The organism is Roseibium sp. MMSF_3412 (assembly GCF_030733265.1).
In the GTDB taxonomy this organism is placed as follows: Bacteria; Pseudomonadota; Alphaproteobacteria; order Rhizobiales; family Stappiaceae; genus Roseibium.
In genome coordinates, this window is sequence record NZ_JASHJI010000019.1 from 1 (window position 1) to 19478 (window position 19478).

Sequence of the window (19478 nt, forward strand, 5' to 3'; positions counted from 1 at the left end):
CCTTGCGAAGCGCACGTGCGCCAATCCCCTCTATCGCCATCTTCTCTCTCCCAAAACCTAAATCCGGAAACCCTCACAAGCCATCAGCACCCGCTCCTCCAGAGCTGCCCCGGCCCGCCGGTCCCCGCGTCGCAAAAACCCGGAAAAACCGTGCTCAAAACAAACCCAAAGACCCTATTCGGCCGCCTGCGCCATGCCAGCCATCTGGTCCGACGCCGCCTTGATCGCCTTCACAATGTTGTGGTAGCCCGTGCACCGGCAGATGTTACCCTCAAGCTCATCACGGATCGTCGCCTCGTCCAGGTTGCCCGCACCGTGACGGTTGATCATGTCAACCGCGCTCATGATCATCCCCGGCGTGCAGAAACCGCACTGAAGACCGTGATGCTCACGGAACGCTGCCTGAACAGGATGAAGCGAAGCCGCTGACCCGATCCCCTCAAGCGTCACAACCTCAGAACCAGCCGCCTGCGCAGCCAGCATCGTGCACGACTTAACAGCCTTCCCGTCAACATGAACAACACACGCACCGCACTGCGACGTGTCACAACCAACATGCGTCCCCGTCAGACCCCGAACATCACGGATAAAAGATACAAGCAACGTCCGATCCTCAACATCAGCGGATACAGACTTGCCATTCAAAACAAGCGATACAGTCGACATAAATTCATCTCCCATTAGACGGTTCCAGAGCCTCGTCCTCAGACCCGAAACAACAAAACCCGGCTGCGCGCCGGTGTTTTCTCAGATGACACGCCGCTTCAGAAAACGGCAGCCAAAATGATGACGACGGCGCCCAGGCCAACAAGGCCCCAGATCAGCGGACCGCCGAAGACCCGCTCATTGGCAGCGGTCTGCGGTTCGGCAGGTCTGCTTGCAGGGGTATCCATCGCCGTCGGCGCCGGCATGGAAACTTCCTGTTGAGCAGCCTCTTCAACGGGCGCTGCGGGTTCATCCGCGGCAGGCGCACCGGGTGAGGGCTCCGCCTGGTCTGCCACGGTTTCGGAGAACTTTGTGAAGAAGTCCTCGGCCATCTTCTTTGCAGTGGAATCGATCAGCCGGCTGCCGAGCTGAGCCAGCTTGCCACCAACCTGTGCCTTGGCTTCGTAAGTGAGAAGCGTTCCGCCGTCCGCGTCTTCAAGCCTGACATCGGCGGCTCCCTTGGCAAATCCGGCAACACCGCCCTTGCCTTCGCCCACGATCGTGTAGCTCTCCGGCGCGTTGATGTTCTCAAGCGTCACCGCGCCCTTGAACTTCGCCTTGACCGGTCCGATCTTCGACGTCACCGAAGCGTTCATTTCCGTGTCGGATGTCTTTTCCAGGCTCTCGCAGCCGGGTATGCACGCCTTCAGCACCTCGGGATCATTGAGGGCCTGCCAGACCTTCTCCCTGCCGGCCGGTATCAACCTCGTGCCGGATATTTCCATCGTTTCCTCCCACTCGAATTGCTTCAAGTTCCTCACATCGTAGAAAAGAACAGTGGCGTGCGGCTGTACACTGTACTTTAGGCCGGGTCGCGATCAGCTTTACAAGCTTCTCCTACAAGAGCTACTAATTGGCCTTGGCGGCGAACATCCCGATCCAAGAAGGTGCCGGCGCCGGGAGGAGACATTGAACCCGAGATCAGGGACGCGGCACGCGTGCGGCGTGGAGGTCATCACGACCGGCCAGCCGGACGATCAGGCATTCTGGATTGATATCGGCGCGGCTGCGCAGTCAGGGCAGTTCGCTCTCTGCCTGCTTTTTTTCTCACAGGACACGTTCCCACCTGCTCTGATCACCGGCAAGATGGCGACATTTGCGGATGGTCTGCCCTATGCAGCCTGTTCGACGGCGGGCGAAATCGGCGCGCCGGACGGCGACACCGGGCAATGTCTCGCGGTGCTTTTTCCGAAGAAACACTTCCTGACAGTCCCTTTGCGGATAGACGGGATCACCTCCATCGGCTTCGACCGGATCGTGACGCAAGTGAAGGAAGCCCGCCAGACATTCGAAAACGCCAGCGCGCAGCATCACAACGGGTCAGGCGAGGGTGACATTTTCGCGATCTGTCTGATCGACGGCATGTCCGTTGTGGAGGAAATGGTCACGGCCGCCCTTCACTGGGCGCTCGAGGACATTCCGCTTCTGGGCGGCTCCGCCGGAGACAGCATGCGCTTCACGCGGACGTCGCTGGTACTGAACGGCGAGGTCGGCGACGACTGCGCCATCGTGATCTTTTTCAGGAGCACGGTGCCCTTCAAGATCTTCAAGACGGACAATTTCGTGCCGACGGAGCGCAAGCTTGTGGTCACCCGTTCCGACCCGGAGCGGCGTATCATCTATGAATTCAACGCAAGCGAAGCGGCGGCGGAGTATGCCCGGGCTGTCGGCATCGACCCCGGCGCACTGTCGCCGATGAGTTTCGCGTCCCATCCACTGGTCGTCCGCGTCGGCGGCGAGTATTACTGCCGCTCGGTTCAGAAGGTGAACCCGGACGGGTCCCTGTCCTTCTTCTGCGCCATTGATGACGGGATCGTGCTCACGGTCGCGGAACCGACGGGCATGACGCGCTCGACCAACACCGCGTTCGAGAATGTTGTTGCGGAGATCGGCAGCGTCGATTTCGTGCTCGGCTTTGACTGTGTGCTGCGCCGGATCGATGCGCAGAACCGCCAGGCAACGCAACGCATTCAGAAAATCTACCAGAAATACAATGTCGTCGGGTTCAATACCTATGGCGAACAATATCTGTCGATGCACCTCAATCAGACTTTCACCGGCATCGCCTTTGCCAGGGCGGAGCCAAGCGCGGGAGAGCAATCATGAGCCTGTCCGACATTGATGACGTCATGCGCCTGCAAAAAATCAATGCAGCCCTGGTCGACCGGGTCGAACAGGCCATGGACCAGCAGCGCAATGCATTTTCCCTGTTCCAGACCGCGATCTCGCTGGAGGGACAGGTCCGGCGCCGCACGGATGAACTGACGACGGCGCTTCACCGCCTTGAGGAAACGAATATCGAGCTGGCCCGGCAGAAGGATATTTCAGAGCGCGCGAACCGCTCGAAAACGCAGTTCCTGGCCGCGGCGAGCCACGACATCCTGCAACCGCTGAACGCGGCGCAACTGACGATCTCATCCCTTTATGACCTTCAGGCGTCCGATCAGGCCCGCTCCATGGTCAATCAGGTGGAACGTTCCCTGGACACGATGAACGAACTGCTGCGCACGTTACTCGACATCTCCAAGCTGGACGCCGGGGTCACGATGCCGCGGTTTGCCTCCGTGCCCATTCCCCCGATCCTGTCCAGCCTCCTGTCCGACCTGCGCCCGATCGCCGAGAAGAAAGGGCTGCGCCTTCGTGTTGCGGTGACCAATGACTGTGTCTACACGGACCGGCTGATGCTGCGGCGCGCGCTGCAGAACCTGATCACCAACGCGATCCGCTACACCGATCGGGGCGGGGTCCTGATCGGGACGCGCAGACAGGGTGACGACATCGCGATCGAAGTGATCGATACGGGACCCGGCATTCACGAAGATCAGCAGGAAAAGATCTTCGAGGAATTTCACCGCGGGCCGCTGTCTCAGGGCGATGCCGAACACGGCACAGGCCTCGGGCTCGGACTTGCCATCGTCCGCAGGCTGATGACGGCGCTCAATCATGAGGTCAGCGTCCGCTCGACACCGGGCAAGGGCAGCGTCTTCCGCATTCGCGCCAAGCGCACCGACGCGCCGCCATCCGTCATCCATGCAGCGCCGGTGGCCCCGGTTTCAGTCCACTCCAATGCCAGTCTCGCGGGCAAGAAAATCCTGGTGATCGAGAATGACCCGGCCGTGCTGGAGGCGATGGCGGGCCTCTTGTCCAACTGGGGCTGCCTTTACAAAATTGCCCGCTCGACCACCCAGTCCATCGCGGCGCTCGACGACGGCAACTGGCTTCCGGACCTGATCATTGCAGACCATCACCTGGATTTTGGCGACCTGGGGACGGACACGCTCGAAAGGCTGTTCGACCTGCTGCCGGCACGCGTCCCGGCGATCCTGGCAACGGCCGATGCCTCGCAGGCTCTGAGCGAACGCGCCAAGCAGCTGGGTGTCGAACACCTGCCCAAGCCCGTGAAACCAGCGCAACTGCGCGCTTTGGCAACGCATCTGGTCAATTCGAACAAATAGGGTGGTTCAGACCGGTCTCCGCGAGGGCGGTCTAAATCGGAGCAGGCGGTGTCAGCTGTGGTGCCTCGAGGGCGTCTGCGCGTCCCCAGCGATCATCGCATCAAAGGAACCGGTCGAGCCCAGTGCCTCGAGTTTCTTCACCTCGATCACGGCCTGCGTCCGGCTGGCGACACAGAGTTTTCTGAGAATTTCTGAGACATGCGCCTTCACGGTTGTCTCGCCGACCTGAAGCTCATAGGCGATCTGCTTGTTCAGCAAGCCGTTGCAGATCATGTGCAGGACGCGGATTTGCTGGGGCGTCAGGCTGGACAGGCGTTCGATCATTTTCCTTGTCTGGTCGTCCAGCGGTTCGTCGTCCGGATCGGTAAAGGTGTCCGGCAGATAGGTCGCACCGTTCATGACCTGCTGGATCGCCTCGGCCAATGTTGTCTTCTTGGATGACTTGGGTATGAAACCGGCAGCACCGTAGGCCATCACCTGCGCAATGATCGGCGCTTCCTCGGCCCCGGACACCACAACGACGGGAAGCCGCGGATAGTGGGTTCGCAGGTGCAAAAGGCCATCCATGCCCTTCACGCCGGGGATGGACAGGTCCAGAAGGGCAAGGTCAAACCCGGAATCGTCATCCAGCAGCGCACAGGCATCGTCCAGCGACGCGGCATCAAGCGTGTCCGAATTCGGATAGGCAAGCTCCACGGCACTATGCAGCGCTTCCCGGAAAAGCGGATGATCATCGATGATCAGGAACCTGGTTGCGCCTTCAGCCTCGATAGACATTTGTCTGCCTCCCGGATGCGGACGATGGATGCACGACAATCCGCCGCCACGCTCTCCGCTCTTGAAAGGACGGGTCGCTTCCGGCAGACAGCCCGCCGGAAGCCAGAGATCATAACGACCTAGTTCGAGGATGCCAGCTGCTTGGGCAACTTGAACACCCAGATCGATCCACCCTGATTCAGGTAGTTCACCTTCTTGGCGACTTCACCGCCCCAGAGCGGCACCGCACCGCCCCAACCGGACGAGATCGCTATATACTGCTCGCCGTCCATGTCCCAGGTGATCGGTTGACCGACGATACCGGAGCCGGTCTGGAAGGACCAGAGTTCTTCGCCGGTGTCGGCATCAAACGCCTTGAACTGGCCTTCCGGCATTCCGGTGAATACCAGACCGCCAGCCGTGGTCATGACACCACCCCAGAGCGGAGCGTTGTTCTTGTGCTCCCACTTGATTTCACCGGTGTTCGGATCGATCGCCTTCAGCGAACCGATATAGTCCTCGAAGATCGGCTTGATGGTGAAGCCGGAGCCGAGATAGGCGGCGCCTTTCTTGTAGGTGATCGGCTCGTTCCAGATGTCCATGCCCCATTCGTTGGAAGGAACGTAGAACAGGCCGGTGTCCGGACTATGCGCCATCGGCATCCAGTTCTTGCCGCCAAGGAACGAGGGAACGGCAAAAACCACTTCGCCCTTCTTGCCGTCCGCCGCCTTGCTCGGGTCGCCCGGACGATTGCCTTCGTTGAATTTCGGCCGGCCATCCTCGCCGATGCCTTCGGCCCAGGTGATCTGCTTCACGAACGGCCAGGCATTCACGAAAGCACCGTCATCCCGGTTGAGGACATAGAAGAAGCCGTTGCGGTCGGCGGTCGCGTAGCGCTTGTTGCCGCTGGCATCGACGAAGGGAATGACCTCGTTGACGCCGTCGAAATCCCAGCCTTCGCGCGGCGTTGTCTGGTAGTGCCACTTGATTTCGCCGTTTTCCGGATTGATGCCGATGCGGGACGCGGCGTAGAGATTGTCGCCTTCCGTTCCCGACGGGTTTCCGGCTGCGCGCAGCCAACTGTTCCAGGGAGCCGGATTGCCTGCTCCAAAGACAAGGGTATTGGTGTCCTTGTCGTATGTGCCGCCGAGCCAGGTGGCACCACCGCCGGTCTTCCACATGTCGCCCGGCCAGGTGGCGTTGAGCGTGCCGGTCATGGTGCTTTCTTCACCCTTGAACGTGCCCATGTGGCCTTCAATGACAGGACGGGTCCAGACCAGCTCGCCCGTTTCCGCATCACGCGCCTGAACCTCGCCGACAATACCGAACTCACCGCCGGAGTTGCCGGTCACGATCAGCCCGTTCACGATCACAGGTGCGGCGGTGTAGGAATACCCGGCCTTGTAGTCGGCAATTTTCTTGCGCCAGACAACATCACCGGTTTTCAGGTCGAGTGCCACGATGCGGGCATCGAGCGTCCCGAAATAGATCTTGTCGCCGTAGATCGCCGCACCGCGGTTGACGACATCGCAGCAGGGCAGGATGCCCTCCGGCAGACGCGCGTCGTACTGCCAGATCTCCTCGCCGGTTTTCACATCGATCGCATAAAGACGGGAATAGGAACCGGTGATGTACATGACACCGTCATAGATCAGCGGCTGGGTTTCCTGACCGCGCTGTTTCTCGCCCCCCAGCGAAAATGCCCAGGCAGGCACAACATTTTTCACGTTGTCCTTGTTGATGATCTTCAGCGGCGAGAACCGCTGCTGGTCGCGTCCCATTCCGTTGGTCAGAACGCTTCCGGTGGTGGTCGCGTCATTCGCCAGATCTTCTTCCGTTACGTCGGCATGCGCACCTGTCATTGCGAGCGCACTGACCGCTGCCATTGCGAGAAACTTCCTCATCCTGTCTCCTCCCAGGTTCAGTTCGGACTGAGCGACGCGTCCGGATCGCGGATCAAAAACGCTGCTGTCTCCTCACTGAATTTCAGTCTAGTGGAAGTGCCCGCGCTGGAGAATTGCACCATAGTGCACCTTAGAAACGGCGGAATTCCGGGACATTCCGAAAGTGCACCGCAGCAACTACGGGGATTTTTCGCCAGTACGCCCATTTTGCAAAGGCAGGCAGTTTGAGCCTCACCTGACGCTAACGGCGTTTTGAGTTGGCTCTCGCGCCGGAGCACCCTACCGTCTCGGCAACATCCCCTGCCGACCCTGGAAGGTTGCAATGAAGTCCACGGCGCTTTTCGCCCTCCTTTTCCTCGTCTCAGGTACCTCTGCAGCAGTGGCTGAAAGCACACATGACGGGCCCTGCGGCCTGGAGGCTGCCTGCAGCGTCGGTGAAAGGGTCTACCGCGCCAAGGCGCCGGAAAACTGGGACGGGAAGGAAGCCCTGCCGGTTCTGATCCACTTTCACGGGTGGAAGCGCGATTCCAAACATCCGCTGAAGAACCCGAAGGCGCTCAATGCAATCAACGGCAACGGGGCCCTTCTGGTTGCGCCGGAAGGCTTGCACCGGACCTGGGACTTCTGGGAACGGGACAATCGCGATGTGCCTTTTGTCCGCGCCGTCCTGGAAGACGTCGCAAAGCGTTACCCGATCGACCGAAGCCGCATCTACGCAACGGGATTTTCCTATGGGTCCGCGATGGCCTGGCGTGTTGCCTGCGACGCCGGTGACCTGATCGCGGGTATTCTGCCGGCGGCCGGTACGCTTTACAGGCAGAATGCGATCACATGCCCCACGGGCCCGGTGAACGTGATGCACGTGCACGGCTTCAAGGACAATGTGATGAAGATGCCACTGGGGCCCGATGGCGATCCCAATGTGGCGGTCAACCTGTGGCGCCGCACCAATCTGTGCGCTGGCGAACCGGACACCAGCGAGATTGTCAACGGGCATGACTGCCGGACATGGTCAAGCTGTCAGAGCGGCAAGGAAGTGATGCTGTGCGTGCACGATCGCGGCCATATCGTACCAAAAGGCTGGATCGATAACGCCCTGAGCATCGCGCTTCAGCGCTATAGGCTCGCTCCCGGGGCTCACGGTTCAAAATCCGTGGAACCGGAGAGCAGCACCGCGCTAGCGAACTAGATTGGCGCGTCCAGCAGATACTCGAGCTGCGCGTCGGACAGGTCCTCCAGTTCAAGAAGTGCTTCGTATGGATCTCCGGTCAGACCGAGAATGCGCGCGAATGCAGGCTCGGTTTTCATGCCGCCCCGCTTCAGATCGACAATCCGTTCGCGCAACTGCGGCCGCAAGGCCAGAAGTCTTTCCTCAATGCGAAAATGGCGAACGCCCCACTGAACTTCGGTCGCAATTTCCTGGCAGAAGATCTCGATTTCCCATCCCATGGCACAGAACGATGCAATGATCGCGGGGTCAGGCAGATGGTTCGGGGTCCGGATCGAAAAGGACTTCATCTCACCGAAGGAGCGGCGTGCAACATCGGCAAACCTGTCAAAATCCGGTGCGGAACAGGCGATGTCGATGTCGCTCAGAGGCGTCGCAATGCCGAGAGGCGGCGTTCCGATCACTATCGGATCGAACTCGGCAAGCAAACGAAGAAGCGCAAGCTGGTTCACGACATCAAGGTAAGACGGTTTCATCGTCACCATTCAGCGAAAGGAAGGCAGACCCGCGATCCTGGAGCATCGGGCGACAAGTCTGCATCATTTGATGTTGGAAAGCAGTTCATTCGGCAAGGCGCGTCGCGCAGAGCGATGCGGTGTATCGGGCAAGCGGCGCAACGCTGCCGATGGGCTGCTTTCCATCACCCGAAGGGCCGGTCTCCTTTGCCCGCTGACATCGTTGGATCGCACTTGTGGTGGGAAACACCGCGGCGCGCAATCCGCCTCCTCAGCAGACAAAGGAGATTCGGTCAAATGGTGCACACTTATCGCCCGATGCTCTAGTAAATCCGCTGGAACTTCCATTCGTCGGCATCCGGGGTCACGCTTTTCCAGTCGTAGCCGCTGTCGCGCAGTTCTTCGGCCGTTTCAAAGCCCTGTTCGGCAGACCGGTCGATAAACTCCCTGCCGAGATCGGGGTTCTGCTCGACACCGTAACCGCGCAGCAAGTCGAGGCCATAGTTGAACTCACCGACAGGATCACCCGCTTCCGCTGCTTTCCTGTCCCATTCGGCGGCCGCCTCCGGGTTTTCGTCCTGCCCAAGCCCGTTCTGGTCCATGTAAGCCATCCAGGTCATCGTTCCGGTCCAGCCCCGGTCGGCACAATTCTGGAAAACCTTGCGCGCGGCTTCATGGTCACCCCTCTTGGTCATCAGGTAGCCCTGCGCACACACGACCATGTCGACATCGCCTTCCAGCGCCCTGGCAAGCGACTTGTTCAGGCTCATCTCTTCCGGATTGAGCGTGCCGCCGCTGTCGGCGTCGTCAGCCTGCGCCGCGTTTGCGGCCAATCCAGCCGCCAGCAGGGTCATGACAACAATTGATTTCATGTCCGGGCCTCCTTGTTTTCATACCCCGCCCGACGGGGTCAGGCCTTCCGCCGAACGATGCCGCGCGCGGGATCATACCCCAAAATGCTGAGCCCGAGAAACACACCGAAGGCCAGCAGCACCCAGACGAGCGCCATGCCGTTGAACTGGCCATAGAGTGCAAAGCGGATCAGTTCGACACCGTGCGAGAACGGATTGAAGGCGCAAATGTCCCGGAGCAGAGGCGAGGCCTCTGCCATTTTCCAGAGCGGATAGAGCGCCGTCGACAGGAAGAACATCGGGAAGATGACGAAATTCATGACACCGGCAAAGTTTTCCAGCTGGTTGATCGTACTTGAGAGCAGAAGGCCGAGTGCGCCCAGCATCAGGCCAGTCAGGATCAATGCGGGCAGGATCGCGACATATCCCGCAAACGAAAAATCAATGCCCGTCAACGCCGCGATCGCCAGGAAGGTATAGACTTGAAAGATCGATATGGTGGTGCTGGCAAAGAGCTTGCAGAACAGCAGCCACCAGCGCGGGATCGGGCTGGTCATAAGAAGGCGCATCGAGCCCATCTCGCGATCATAGACAAGGCTCAGAGACGACTGCATTCCGGAAAAGAGCTGGATCATGCCGCACAGGCCGGGAACGATATAGACCTCGTAGGTGATGTAGGTCTGGTAGGGCGGCTGGATCGACAGGCCAAGCGCTGCGCGAAACCCGGCTGCAAACACGATCAGCCAGACCAGCGGCCGGACGATCGCGGCCAGAAAGCGGCCACGCTGCGAGACGAATCGCGAGGCCTCCCGATGCACGATGGCAGCAAGGCAGATCAGGGCCGCTTTCATTCACTGCCTCCCGTCATTTCCAGAAAGCGGGATTGCAGGGTCATGCCGTCGGCAATTCCGGCAGCGCTTCCATCAGCCAGAACGATACCCTTGTGCAAGACGATAAGACGGTCGTTGTCCCGCACTTCATCCACGAGATGTGTCGCCCAGAGAACCGTCAGATCCTGCTCTGCGGCCAGGTCATGAACGTGTCCGGTTATTGCCTGGCGGGTGGCGGCGTCGAGACCGACCGTCGGCTCATCCAGCAGCAGCACCTGCGGTTCATGGATCAGCGCCCGGGCAATCTCCATACGTCGGCGATGACCGCCATTCAGCGCGCGGACCTTCTCGTGCATCCGCTCACGCATGTTGACCCGCTCAAGTACGGTGTTTATGCGCTTGTCCGCAACTGTTCCAGACATCCCGTGGAGTGCTGCGAAATATTTCAGATTGCGGCGGACGGTAAGATCCAGATCGAGGGTCGGCTGCTGAAAGACAACACCAATCTGCGCCAGTGCTTTACCGGGCGCGCGTGACAGGGACTGCCCGGCCACACTGACATCGCCTGCATCCGGCACGAACAGGCGCGTCAGGATCGAAAACAACGTGCTCTTCCCCGCACCGTTCGGGCCGAGAAGAGCACAGAACGATCCTTTCTCCAGAGAAAAGCCGACATTGTTAAGCGCCGGCTTCTTTCCGTAGGAATGCGTGATGCCCTGAACGCTCAGGCGCGCTGTCACTTGATGGTGATCTCCAGTTTCTGCAGGTCACTGCCCGGTACGCCAAAATGGTAGGTTCCTGGCTTGATTGCAAGAAAACTGATTTCAACCGTACCGGCTTCGTCGAATTCAAGGCTATCGACGCCAAGCGGCCGGATTTCAATGCCCTCGATGACGATCTCGTCGATCCAGACCGCCCTGAAGAAATCGGCGCCCGCCAAGGCCAGTTCCTGGCTGCCGTCGGCCTCGATCTCGATTTCGTAGTAGGTTCCCGATTTCAGGTCCAGCGTGCCGCTCTCGTTGAGCGGCGTTCCTGCGGACAGTGTCAGGGGCGGCAGATCTTCCCGGTTGTCACGCGACATGATCCCGGCCGCTCCGAAGGTCGGTGCATCGTCGTCGTCATCATCGCCGTCAGCGATGGCCGGAGCAGTCAGGAGCGCAAAAGCGGTGGCAACGGCAAGCAAGAATTTCATGGTTTCCTCCCGGTTCTGTTAATTCGTCGGCCGGTAGGCCGCGCCCCACGGGAAGCGCCCGACCTTGATCGTCTTGACGGGTGCCAGTTCCGCGACATCGATCACCGTCACGTCTCCCGACACGCCATTTGTCGTGAAGAGCAGACTTTCATCACCGTTGAAGGCCATGTGCCAGACGCGGCGGCCCACCAGAATGTAGTCGGTCACCTCGTAGGTTTTCGGATCGACCACAGCAATGTGGTTGGACGGTCCGAGCGCAACGAAGACATGCTTGCCGTCGCGCGTCATCTCGAAGCCGACCGGCTGCACCCGGTCGGGGTGAATGCCCTGGATCTCGAAATTGATCTTGGCTTTTTCTGTCTGGCTTTCCCGGTCGAACACCGTGATCGTGCCGCCAATCTCGGAGCTGACCCAGAGCTCGGATCCGTCATGGGTGAACTCCGCGTGCCGCGGCCGCTGGTCGACGATCGTGTTGGCGAACAGCTCCTGGGTGTCGGTATCGATCCAGTGCGCCATGTTGGTGGTCTCGGAGGTGGTGATCGCGATCTTGCCGTCCGGCGACACCGCCATGCCTTCCGGCTCGATGCCGACGTCGATCTGGGCGATCACCTTGCGGGTCTCGGTATCGACAACGGTCGTGATCGCGTCATCCTCGTTGGCGATGTAGAGATGGCGGTTGTCCGGGTGCAGGACGAACTGTTCCGGGTCCTCGCCGGAGGGCAGTTCGTGCAGGATCTTGCCTGTCTCCGGATCGATCACCTGAACCGTGTCGCTGTCGGAGGCGCACAGATAAAGCACCGAATGATCGATGGCAAAGGTGATGCCGCGCGGCCGTTCCCCAACCTCGAGTGTGCGGACCACCTCGAGGGTATCGATATCGATCACGCTGATGGTGTCGTCCTTTTCGTTGGAGACCCAGATCTCGTCGGCAGCTGCAGTGGAAAGTCCCAGACCGAGCGTCAGCCCGGCAACCGTCAAGAACGTTCGCATGTTTCACTCCCTAGAATGCTGTGCAGGCGCTTTCCGCCGCGTCTATGCCGAGCGTGTCGAGCTCGGTTCTCTGATGCAGAAATCCTTCGAACGGGGCCTGAGCCACGACCGCCCGCGGATGCGTCAGGGGGATGGGTTGGCGCATTTGCCCGTTCCAGGTCCGGAAGGTCTGTGGCCTTCCCTTGAAGCCGGCGAGTTCGAAATCCTCCGACATGATGTAGTCGCGGATGGGCCCGGCTTCGGCCTGGTTGGTCCGTGTCACGGATTCGCCGATGGTGCGCATGGCAGCCCAGGCGGCATAGTCGACCGGACGCATCGGCCTGCCTGCGAGTTCCTCGAAACGGTTCTGCAGCTGGGCCGCACCCCATTGTTCCACCGTGCGGTCCCAGGCGGCCGGAACCAAGCCTTCAGTGCCCGCGACCGGGCGCGGCTCCCAGGCGTTGAACGGCACATAGCGGCCGAAATCGTCGGTCTCGTCGGCGACCACCAGCAGGTGATGTTCGGGAAAGTCCTGCGTAAAGAGCGGCAGCTCCTGAAAGGCGTTGCGGCGCATGTCGGCATCGACGTCCCAGACCTTGCGCTCCAGGATGCGGACGCCGAATTTCCGGGCCGAGTCGTCCAGCGCATCAGCGAAAGCCTGATCCCTGGCGTTCGGTCCGGCAACCACGACCCAATCGGTCCATTTCCTGCGAACACCGAACTGGGCCAGTGCATCCGTGAGCATGGCCCGCGAGGGCAGCGTATGAAGCACGTTGGCGCGGCACGAAGCGTCTCTCAAGGCTGTTTCCGGCGAGCCTGCATTGATGAGAACGGCCGACCCCGCCTCCGGCAGATCGGCAAGGGCGAGCAACTCGTCCGCCGGTGCCTTTACGATGATGAAAGAGGTGATCGCGAGCAACTCGCGCGCGGCGGATAGGAAATCGCCGCCTTCCTCCACGATCCTTGATTCCAGAGCATAGGTCTGCTTCAGGAACCGGCCGGTGGTGGCATTGTCCTTTAGGCCAAGTTCCGCACCCGCGAGGCCCTCGTTCTCCGGGATCGGATCGAGATTTGAGAGGACCGGAGGCTGCGGCTCAACCTTTTCAAGATATCCGACCGTAACGGCGACCTCGGCATGTGCTGCGCCGCAGCAAACCCATAATATCGCTAAGTATTTTGCGATCGACCTGACAATCATCAAACCATCTCCCGCGCCGTTAATACACGCGGCCTCCCAGTGACTTGAAGGTTAGTCTGATGTTTGCCGAAAGAGCAAGGAACCGGGACTTGTCCCTTGGTACAATAGCGCCCCGGGAAGAGCTGTGCGTATCTAACCGCGATGATCTCGGGAGGAGAGAACTCATGAATTTCCGCAACTGCTTGCTTGGCATCTTCGCGGCCGGAACCGCCCTTTCGCTGACCGCGCTCGATCAGATGGGACGGGTGGAAGCACACGGCGATGTCGCCCCTCAGGCCGTCGATACGGCAGGCCTTCCCGACCTCGGCGAAGAGTGGCTTGCCGAAAATCCGTGGCGCGATCCTGAAAGCGAATTCTGGGCGCTTGCGATCAAGATCGGCGCCTCCGGCTACAATCAGAACTGTGCACGCTGCCACGGCCTGGAAGTGATTTCCGGCGGCCTCGCGCCCGATCTGCGCTATCTCGAGGCCGACGACTACGGCGATGAATGGTACCTGGAGCGCTACCAGCACGGCTATACACAGAACGGCATCACCAAGATGCCCGCCTTCGGAGAGCTGCTGGGCCAGGAGGCGGCATGGGCCATCCGGACCTATGTCGAGACGAGGCCGGACGAAGGTGCGCTCGATCCGCATGCCGACCGTTTGAAAGCCATACGGGACAAGATCAAGGACCTTGCGGCCTCAACCTCGGCGGCGGACGCGGAGGACACCGTCGCACCGCTGCGCACCGAAATGTCGGAAATCGCCGATTCACTCGAAACAGGGTCCGGTGCTCCGAAAGCCGATTCCGTTGCTTCACGCGCGGTCTTGCAATTGGACGGGTCTGATGAAAGTCTCAAGAAAACCGCAGAGATTTTGACGATCGGATTGTCGGCCGCCCAATAATGCTCAACCCCGTGCGACAAACGGCACTTGCACTCCTGGCCCTGTTCACCCTGGCCGGGACAAGTGCGTTTGCGCAGAATTGCGAGAATGTGCGCTTTGGCGACGAAGCAGAGCGCAAACCGCAAAATGTCGGCCGGGACATCGTCGGTCAAAGCCTTGACGACATTCAGGAACGCGGCACGATCAAGATCGCGGTCTACGAGGATTTCCCTCCCTTTTCCTACAAGGAGGGTGGCGTCCTGAAGGGTGTTGATATCGAGATCGGCAAGCTGATCGCGGCCGATCTGGGCGTCGAGGCCCAGTTTATCGTGACTGCCGCCGATGAAAATGTCGACGGCGATCTGCGCAACAATGTCTGGCGGGGAAAACTGATCGGCGGACAGATTGCAAATGTCATGCTGCACATTCCCTATGACCGCGAACTTGGCTGCCGGAATGAAATGGTCGTGCTGAACGGGCAGTATTTCAACGAACAGCTGGCGATCGCCTATCGCAAGGACGCCTATCCGGAGGACCCGCCGGTCCCGGCCTATTTCCGCTTCGACACCGTTGGCGTCGAGAACGACACGATTTCGGATTTCTATCTCTCCAGCTTCGCCCGCGGACAGCTCATTGCCAACATGCGGCGGTTCCCGACCACGGACGACGCGATGACCGCGCTTGCCGACGGAGAGGTCATGGCGGTCATGGCACCCTTGTCACAGATCGAGCACGCGCTGACTGACAAACTCGCTGTACACATGCCGCCCTTTCCCGGACTGGCGAAGACTTCCTGGACACTCGGGCTTGCCGTGCGCCACAACTGGCGGCCGCTGTCCTATTCGGTGGATGACGCCATCCGCTATGCCGTCGAGGACGGACGGATGGCGAAAATCTTCGAAGACCATGGCCTGAGCTACACCAAGCCGGACTGGTAACAGGGCTGACCGGTGAGACAGTTGACTTCGGTTTCCTCAAACGCGGAGTAACCGGCCGTCCCGATCCTCGAACCAGATCGCTGCCGCCAATCCCTCCGCGATCGTTTTCTGCGCAAGATCAGTGGTCGATGTCAGGGCAAGCGCCGTCGACAGGCCGTCGGCGGCCGCAGCCGTGTCTGCCTGAACGGTAACCGAGCGCCAGTGCGGTTCGCTCCCGCCAGGACCGGGTCGAACAATATGGCCGCTGCCGTTCTGAAAGCGTGTTCCGTGAGGTGCTGATGTCGCAACAGAGGAACGGCGAAGGTCCACGGTGTCCAGCACGCCATCGCCGGTGCTTCCGATGCCGATAAGGGCAGGTTTCGAGCCGGCGCGGTACTCGCCGACATGGACAAGATGCGGATCGAATCCGTGTGCGTTCAGGACTTCGCTGACCCGGTCCGTCGCAAATCCCTGGGCAATGCCGTTGAGCGTCATGGCCATGCCGGGAACCGAAAAGGAAAGGTCTGCACCATCCCGGAGCACCCTCGTCCAGCCGATCCGTTCGGCAAGCGACTGACGTTCGGACGGCGACAGCCTGTCTTTCGACCGTGCCAGGGCCACCATCATCGGCTGTACCGTCGGGTCGAACAGACCGTCGCTCGTCCTGTGGACCCTGTCGACGATCCCGACCAGGCGCGCAAACTCCGGCGGCATCTTCAGACTGCCGCCGGCGTTCAGCCGATTGAGTGCCGACCCGGGCAGATAGAGGGAAAACAGGTCTTCCATGCGCCGGATCGTGTCCCGAGCTGCAAGGACGGCCTGTTTCGCGTGATCCCGATCTGCCCCGAACAGCCTGATCTCCGCCTCCGCACCAAGCGCGCGTCCGCGCCAGATGACCGTTTCGGCGCGCACGGGCTGCAAGGCCGTGGCCGAGGCGATGCAGCCGGCCATGATTGTCAGGAAACGGCGCCGCGTGGCGGTCATAGCTGCCTCCCGCGCTTGGCCAGTATCAGGGGGACGCACCGATCGTCGTCGTCATGGATAGTCACGCAATCAAGACACTGGAAGCATTCGTCGTAACGAATGCCGCCGGTCGGCTTGATCGCATTGTAATTGCACTTCACGCGGCAGAGCTGACAGGGGCTGCCGCAGGCCGCCCGGCGCGGGATCCAGTTGCGCAGCCTCAAAAATCCACCGATTGCCATAACGGCCCCAAGCGGACAGATGTAACGGCAGAAGCCCTTGAACACCATCATGCTGAGCGCAAGCAGACCGACGCAATAAAGGACGTAGTACCATTCGCGCACGAAGAAAGTGGTGATGGCCGTCTTGAACGGTTCGACCTCAATGGCGGCATCAAGATAGGACGGTGCCGTGAAGATCAGCGCGACCATGCCCGCCAGGATGAGATATTTCAGTTTGACCAGCCAGCGGTCAATCCGGTCAGGCACCCTTATCTGGGGCAGGCGCAGCAGCCGTCCGGCATGATGCATGAATTCCTGCATGGCCCCGAACGGACACAACCAGCCGCAGAAGAAGCCACGTCCCCACAGAATGAAGGTCAGGATCACGACGGCCCAGATCAATAGGGAAAAGGGATCGTACAGCAGGAACGCCAGGCTTTGCCCCTCGAACACGCCGCGCACGACGCCAAGCACCGTCGCAATCGAAAGCTGGCCCTGTCCCCACCAGCCGACAAAGCCGATCACCCCGGCAAGAACGGTAAGGCGAAAGACCGTGTAGTAGCGGAAGCCCGCCAGCTTCGACTGCCCCAGGAAGAGGAGCGGCACCAGCATGACCAGCCCACCTGCCAGAACGATCAGGTCTGCCGAGCGGGCGTCCATGGCCTGACGCCAGACCGGAACCGGGGCCGGAGGTTCGTCCCGAATGAAAAAACGTCCGTCGGTCTTGTGCGGAATGCTGAAGTCAACCGTGCCGATCTCGGGCCTGAAGGAGCCGTGTTCCCGGACCGCGCGGACCGACAGGGACCACTCGCTGGTCGGATCAAAGCCAAGCCGGCGGTCGGTGCGCAGGATCATGGCAAATTCGCCCGGGACGCCGTCGCGCAGTTCGACATCGAGATCCGCGTCGCGCAGGGAAATCGGCAACCCGTTCTGGCTTGCCGTGATCAGGTCAGGGCTGGTGTTGCGGACGAATTCCTCCGTCACCAGACCGTGCCGTCCGGCATCGATCACCAGAAGCGGCTCGTCTTCGGGAGACAGCTCCCGGAAATTCTGCAACTGACGCAGGCTGTCAGGTTCGAGGATTGCCTCGGCGATCGCAGGGGGGCCGAGATCAACCACCCAGAGATCGAGATAAACCGCATCCGGTTCGTCCTTTGCCAGAGGATCGTCATCTGCCCAGATCGTGTCCGCGAACGCCTCGTCAACCTCCCGGTTGGTGACGACGCGCCGACCGGCAATGCCCTCCTCGACCAGTTGTTCCCAAGTCAGGTCTTCGGTGTAGTCAAGGTTCGGTTCGGCTGCCGCGCTCCCGCCAATGCCCTGCATTTTCTCGCGGGCGACCTTGAGGGCCGCGGCAAGCAGGGTTTCGTGGGCAATCCGGACGCTGGCCGTCGCCTTGGTAACGCCGTCCAGATAAACCAGCGACGACCCGCTTCCCCCGTCTCCGTAGGGAACGCCGATCACGAGGCTGTCGGTGATGGAATAGCCCTTGTACTGGGCGATAAAATCCTGAAACGGCGCCTCGCCCAAACCGGAAACGAAAATCGGTTCATTGTGGGAAACGATGTCGACATCGATGAGCCGGCCTTCGAGCGTCAGAATGACGAAGAGGTTGATCGGTGCACCGGAAAACCCCGGCAACGGGGCCAGATGCTGCGTCTCGAAGGCATAGCCGGCCACCCTGCCGTCCAGGTTGATCAGTTCGTAGACGTCGCCCTCAATCAGGTCACCCAGCTGGTAGGGCGGCTGGATGTACCTGGCGGCTTCCTCCCGCTCCAGTTCCAGGGCGCCCGCCAGCGAAACGGCAAACAAGAGTATCGCGCCCGCGCAAATCATAAGCTGCGCCAGCACGCGACCCGTCCTTCGCGTTCCTGGGTGTTTCTCCTCCATGGTTTGCAGTTTTTCCGCACGTGTCAGCTGACGCAACTGTCCTTTAGTGCAGAGTGGATCAAGTCACCTGTCCCGCCGCGGCAATTTCAAAGGACAGTTGCCACGACCGCGAGACAGTCGCCGGACTTGATAAGGCCGGGGAAATGGCGGGCCATGAGAATGCCGGACCGCCCGGCCCGGTACTCAGCCGGAGCGACGCCCGTTCTGCCGATCGTCCAGACCCTTGCGACCACGTCGCCTTTCGAGACGGCCTCCCCCAGGTCGACCAGGGGCTCGATCATGCCTTCGTTCTCGCTGAAGACGAAGCAGTCCCCATCGGGCATATCCAGGGAAATGCTCTCGTCCAGCTGAACTTCGCCCGACAGGATCCCGGCGTGTAACAGAAGATTGCGGACACCCTTTTTCGCGATCGCGACGGACCGTGCCGTTGCGGTGCCGCCGCCGCCAAGTTCAGTGGTGACGAAAACCTTTCCCTGGTTCTCGACCGCCGTGTCGTACATGCCGGTACTGTCGATCTCGAGCATGATCGCCGTGTAAGGCGCGTTGAAGGCGCGGGCAGCCGCAATGCAGGCAGCCTGCTGGTCCTTGTCATCCAGGACATGGGCGGACGCAAACGGCAGGAAGTCCAGCGTCCTGCCGCCCGAGTGGAAGTCGAGAACGACGTCGGCCATTGGTATCAGGACGCTGTCGAAGTAATGCGCGATCTTCTCCGTGACCGTGCCATCCGGCCGTCCCGGAAAAGATCTGTTCAGGTTGCCCCTGTCGATCGGAGAGGTGCGCGTGCCTGCGCGAAATGCAGGATAGTTGAACGCGGGCACGATGATGACGCGGCCCCGAACGTCGTCTTTGGCAAGCGATTGCGCGAGATCCATCAGCGCGATCGGTCCCTCGTATTCATCACCGTGATTACCACCGGTGAGAAGCGCGGTCGGTCCATCGCCGTTCCGGATCACGGTGAGGGGAATCATGACCGAGCCCCAGGCAGAATCGTCTCGGCTGTAAGGCAGGCGGAGGAACCCGTGATGCACACCGTCCTCGTCAAAGGGGATTGTCGGGACAATCGGATTTTGCACCATGG

Annotated in this window: 19 protein-coding genes; 5 read left to right on the forward strand and 14 right to left on the reverse strand. The window is 60.6% G+C overall.

The genetic code is table 11. The features are described from left to right. Nucleotides 1-174: 174 nt before the first annotated feature. Together RBB49_RS24135 and RBB49_RS24140 are read right to left on the reverse strand one after the other, a co-directional pair. Nucleotides 175-666, reverse strand: coding sequence for a (2Fe-2S)-binding protein (locus RBB49_RS24135; protein ID WP_306143695.1), 492 nt, complete (start codon nt 664-666; stop codon nt 175-177). A 98-nt stretch (nt 667-764) separates the two neighbouring features. Continuing rightward, nucleotides 765-1430, reverse strand: a complete 666-nt coding sequence (locus RBB49_RS24140) for a carbon monoxide dehydrogenase subunit G (protein WP_306145472.1) — start codon at nt 1428-1430, stop codon at nt 765-767. A gap of 184 nt (nt 1431-1614) precedes the next feature. Here RBB49_RS24140 and RBB49_RS24145 point away from each other — a divergent pair, with 184 nt between their 5' ends. Then, nucleotides 1615-2811, forward strand: coding sequence for an FIST N-terminal domain-containing protein (locus tag RBB49_RS24145; RefSeq protein WP_306145473.1), 1197 nt, complete (start codon nt 1615-1617; stop codon nt 2809-2811). Then, nucleotides 2808-4160 (forward strand): hybrid sensor histidine kinase/response regulator, encoded by a 1353-nt coding sequence (locus tag RBB49_RS24150; protein WP_306145474.1) that lies wholly within the window; start codon nt 2808-2810, stop codon nt 4158-4160. Before RBB49_RS24145 ends, RBB49_RS24150 begins: the two co-directional genes overlap by 4 nt. A gap of 51 nt (nt 4161-4211) precedes the next feature. Here the strand turns inward: RBB49_RS24150 and RBB49_RS24155 are convergent, their stop codons facing one another. Beyond that, nucleotides 4212-4937 carry a response regulator transcription factor gene (locus RBB49_RS24155; protein WP_306145475.1) on the reverse strand — a complete coding sequence of 242 codons (726 nt, stop codon included), beginning with the start codon at nt 4935-4937 and terminating at the stop codon, nt 4212-4214. A 119-nt stretch (nt 4938-5056) separates the two neighbouring features. After that, a complete protein-coding gene (locus RBB49_RS24160) occupies nt 5057-6820 on the reverse strand; it encodes a PQQ-dependent methanol/ethanol family dehydrogenase (protein ID WP_306145476.1) in 1764 nt (587 codons plus the stop codon). A gap of 322 nt (nt 6821-7142) precedes the next feature. On the opposite strand from RBB49_RS24160, the gene RBB49_RS24165 reads away from it, so the two are divergent. Next, entirely contained in the window at nt 7143-8009 is an 867-nt protein-coding gene (locus RBB49_RS24165) for a PHB depolymerase family esterase (protein ID WP_306145477.1), read from the forward strand. Here the strand turns inward: RBB49_RS24165 and RBB49_RS24170 are convergent. The 7 genes from RBB49_RS24170 to RBB49_RS24200 all read right to left on the reverse strand — a co-directional run bounded on the left by RBB49_RS24170 (nt 8006) and on the right by RBB49_RS24200 (nt 13543). Beyond that, nucleotides 8006-8524, reverse strand: a complete 519-nt coding sequence (locus tag RBB49_RS24170) for a DUF4269 domain-containing protein (protein WP_306145478.1) — start codon at nt 8522-8524, stop codon at nt 8006-8008. The two genes, RBB49_RS24165 and RBB49_RS24170, sit on opposite strands and share 4 nt — an antisense overlap. Nucleotides 8525-8826: 302 nt before the next feature. After that, nucleotides 8827-9375: a tetratricopeptide repeat protein gene (locus RBB49_RS24175; RefSeq protein WP_306145479.1), complete on the reverse strand. Its 549-nt coding sequence runs from the start codon at nt 9373-9375 to the stop codon at nt 8827-8829. 38 nt (nt 9376-9413) lie between these two features. After that, a complete protein-coding gene (locus RBB49_RS24180; RefSeq protein WP_306145480.1) occupies nt 9414-10205 on the reverse strand; it encodes an ABC transporter permease in 792 nt (263 codons plus the stop codon). After that, nucleotides 10202-10924, reverse strand: a complete 723-nt coding sequence (locus RBB49_RS24185; RefSeq protein ID WP_306145481.1) for an ABC transporter ATP-binding protein — start codon at nt 10922-10924, stop codon at nt 10202-10204. The genes RBB49_RS24180 and RBB49_RS24185 overlap by 4 nt, the downstream gene beginning before the upstream one ends. Beyond that, entirely contained in the window at nt 10921-11376 is a 456-nt protein-coding gene (locus RBB49_RS24190; RefSeq protein WP_306145482.1) for a hypothetical protein, read from the reverse strand. Before RBB49_RS24190 ends, RBB49_RS24185 begins: the two co-directional genes overlap by 4 nt. Nucleotides 11377-11394: 18 nt before the next feature. Continuing rightward, on the reverse strand, nt 11395-12366 hold the full coding sequence (locus RBB49_RS24195) for a YVTN family beta-propeller repeat protein (RefSeq protein ID WP_306145483.1): 972 nt from the start codon (nt 12364-12366) through the stop codon (nt 11395-11397). A 10-nt stretch (nt 12367-12376) separates the two neighbouring features. Next, nucleotides 12377-13543 (reverse strand): ABC transporter substrate-binding protein, encoded by a 1167-nt coding sequence (locus tag RBB49_RS24200; protein ID WP_306145484.1) that lies wholly within the window; start codon nt 13541-13543, stop codon nt 12377-12379. A 164-nt stretch (nt 13544-13707) separates the two neighbouring features. Here RBB49_RS24200 and pedF point away from each other — a divergent pair, with 164 nt between their 5' ends. Both pedF and RBB49_RS24210 read left to right on the forward strand, forming a co-directional pair. After that, nucleotides 13708-14430, forward strand: coding sequence for a cytochrome c-550 PedF (gene pedF, locus RBB49_RS24205; RefSeq protein WP_306145485.1), 723 nt, complete (start codon nt 13708-13710; stop codon nt 14428-14430). After that, nucleotides 14430-15347 (forward strand): ABC transporter substrate-binding protein, encoded by a 918-nt coding sequence (locus RBB49_RS24210; RefSeq protein ID WP_306145486.1) that lies wholly within the window; start codon nt 14430-14432, stop codon nt 15345-15347. Before pedF ends, RBB49_RS24210 begins: the two co-directional genes overlap by 1 nt. Before the next feature lie 36 nt (nt 15348-15383). Here the strand turns inward: RBB49_RS24210 and RBB49_RS24215 are convergent, their stop codons facing one another. The 3 genes from RBB49_RS24215 to doeB form a co-directional block, all read right to left on the reverse strand. Next, nucleotides 15384-16310, reverse strand: a complete 927-nt coding sequence (locus tag RBB49_RS24215; protein WP_306145487.1) for an FAD:protein FMN transferase — start codon at nt 16308-16310, stop codon at nt 15384-15386. Then, a complete protein-coding gene (locus RBB49_RS24220) occupies nt 16307-18361 on the reverse strand; it encodes a 4Fe-4S binding protein (RefSeq protein WP_306145488.1) in 2055 nt (684 codons plus the stop codon). The genes RBB49_RS24215 and RBB49_RS24220 overlap by 4 nt, the downstream gene beginning before the upstream one ends. 125 nt (nt 18362-18486) lie before the next feature. Beyond that, nucleotides 18487-19476: a N(2)-acetyl-L-2,4-diaminobutanoate deacetylase DoeB gene (gene doeB, locus RBB49_RS24225; protein WP_306145489.1), complete on the reverse strand. Its 990-nt coding sequence runs from the start codon at nt 19474-19476 to the stop codon at nt 18487-18489. Nucleotides 19477-19478: the final 2 nt, after the last annotated feature.

Excerpts from the sequence above, each read along its gene's own strand:
- RBB49_RS24135 (WP_306143695.1), bottom strand. The coding sequence starts at position 666 with ATGTCGACTGTATCGCTTGTTTTGAATGGCAAGTCTGTATCCGCTGAT.
- RBB49_RS24140 (WP_306145472.1), bottom strand. The coding sequence starts at position 1,430 with ATGGAAATATCCGGCACGAGGTTGATACCGGCCGGCAGGGAGAAGGTC.
- RBB49_RS24150 (WP_306145474.1), top strand. The coding sequence starts at position 2,808 with ATGAGCCTGTCCGACATTGATGACGTCATGCGCCTGCAAAAAATCAAT.
- RBB49_RS24155 (WP_306145475.1), bottom strand. The coding sequence starts at position 4,937 with ATGTCTATCGAGGCTGAAGGCGCAACCAGGTTCCTGATCATCGATGAT.
- RBB49_RS24160 (WP_306145476.1), bottom strand. The coding sequence starts at position 6,820 with ATGAGGAAGTTTCTCGCAATGGCAGCGGTCAGTGCGCTCGCAATGACA.
- RBB49_RS24165 (WP_306145477.1), top strand. The coding sequence starts at position 7,143 with ATGAAGTCCACGGCGCTTTTCGCCCTCCTTTTCCTCGTCTCAGGTACC.
- RBB49_RS24170 (WP_306145478.1), bottom strand. The coding sequence starts at position 8,524 with ATGAAACCGTCTTACCTTGATGTCGTGAACCAGCTTGCGCTTCTTCGT.
- RBB49_RS24175 (WP_306145479.1), bottom strand. The coding sequence starts at position 9,375 with ATGAAATCAATTGTTGTCATGACCCTGCTGGCGGCTGGATTGGCCGCA.
- RBB49_RS24180 (WP_306145480.1), bottom strand. The coding sequence starts at position 10,205 with ATGAAAGCGGCCCTGATCTGCCTTGCTGCCATCGTGCATCGGGAGGCC.
- RBB49_RS24190 (WP_306145482.1), bottom strand. The coding sequence starts at position 11,376 with ATGAAATTCTTGCTTGCCGTTGCCACCGCTTTTGCGCTCCTGACTGCT.
- RBB49_RS24195 (WP_306145483.1), bottom strand. The coding sequence starts at position 12,366 with ATGCGAACGTTCTTGACGGTTGCCGGGCTGACGCTCGGTCTGGGACTT.
- RBB49_RS24200 (WP_306145484.1), bottom strand. The coding sequence starts at position 13,543 with ATGATTGTCAGGTCGATCGCAAAATACTTAGCGATATTATGGGTTTGC.
- pedF (WP_306145485.1), top strand. The coding sequence starts at position 13,708 with ATGAATTTCCGCAACTGCTTGCTTGGCATCTTCGCGGCCGGAACCGCC.
- RBB49_RS24210 (WP_306145486.1), top strand. The coding sequence starts at position 14,430 with ATGCTCAACCCCGTGCGACAAACGGCACTTGCACTCCTGGCCCTGTTC.
- RBB49_RS24215 (WP_306145487.1), bottom strand. The coding sequence starts at position 16,310 with ATGACCGCCACGCGGCGCCGTTTCCTGACAATCATGGCCGGCTGCATC.
- doeB (WP_306145489.1), bottom strand. The coding sequence starts at position 19,476 with ATGGTGCAAAATCCGATTGTCCCGACAATCCCCTTTGACGAGGACGGT.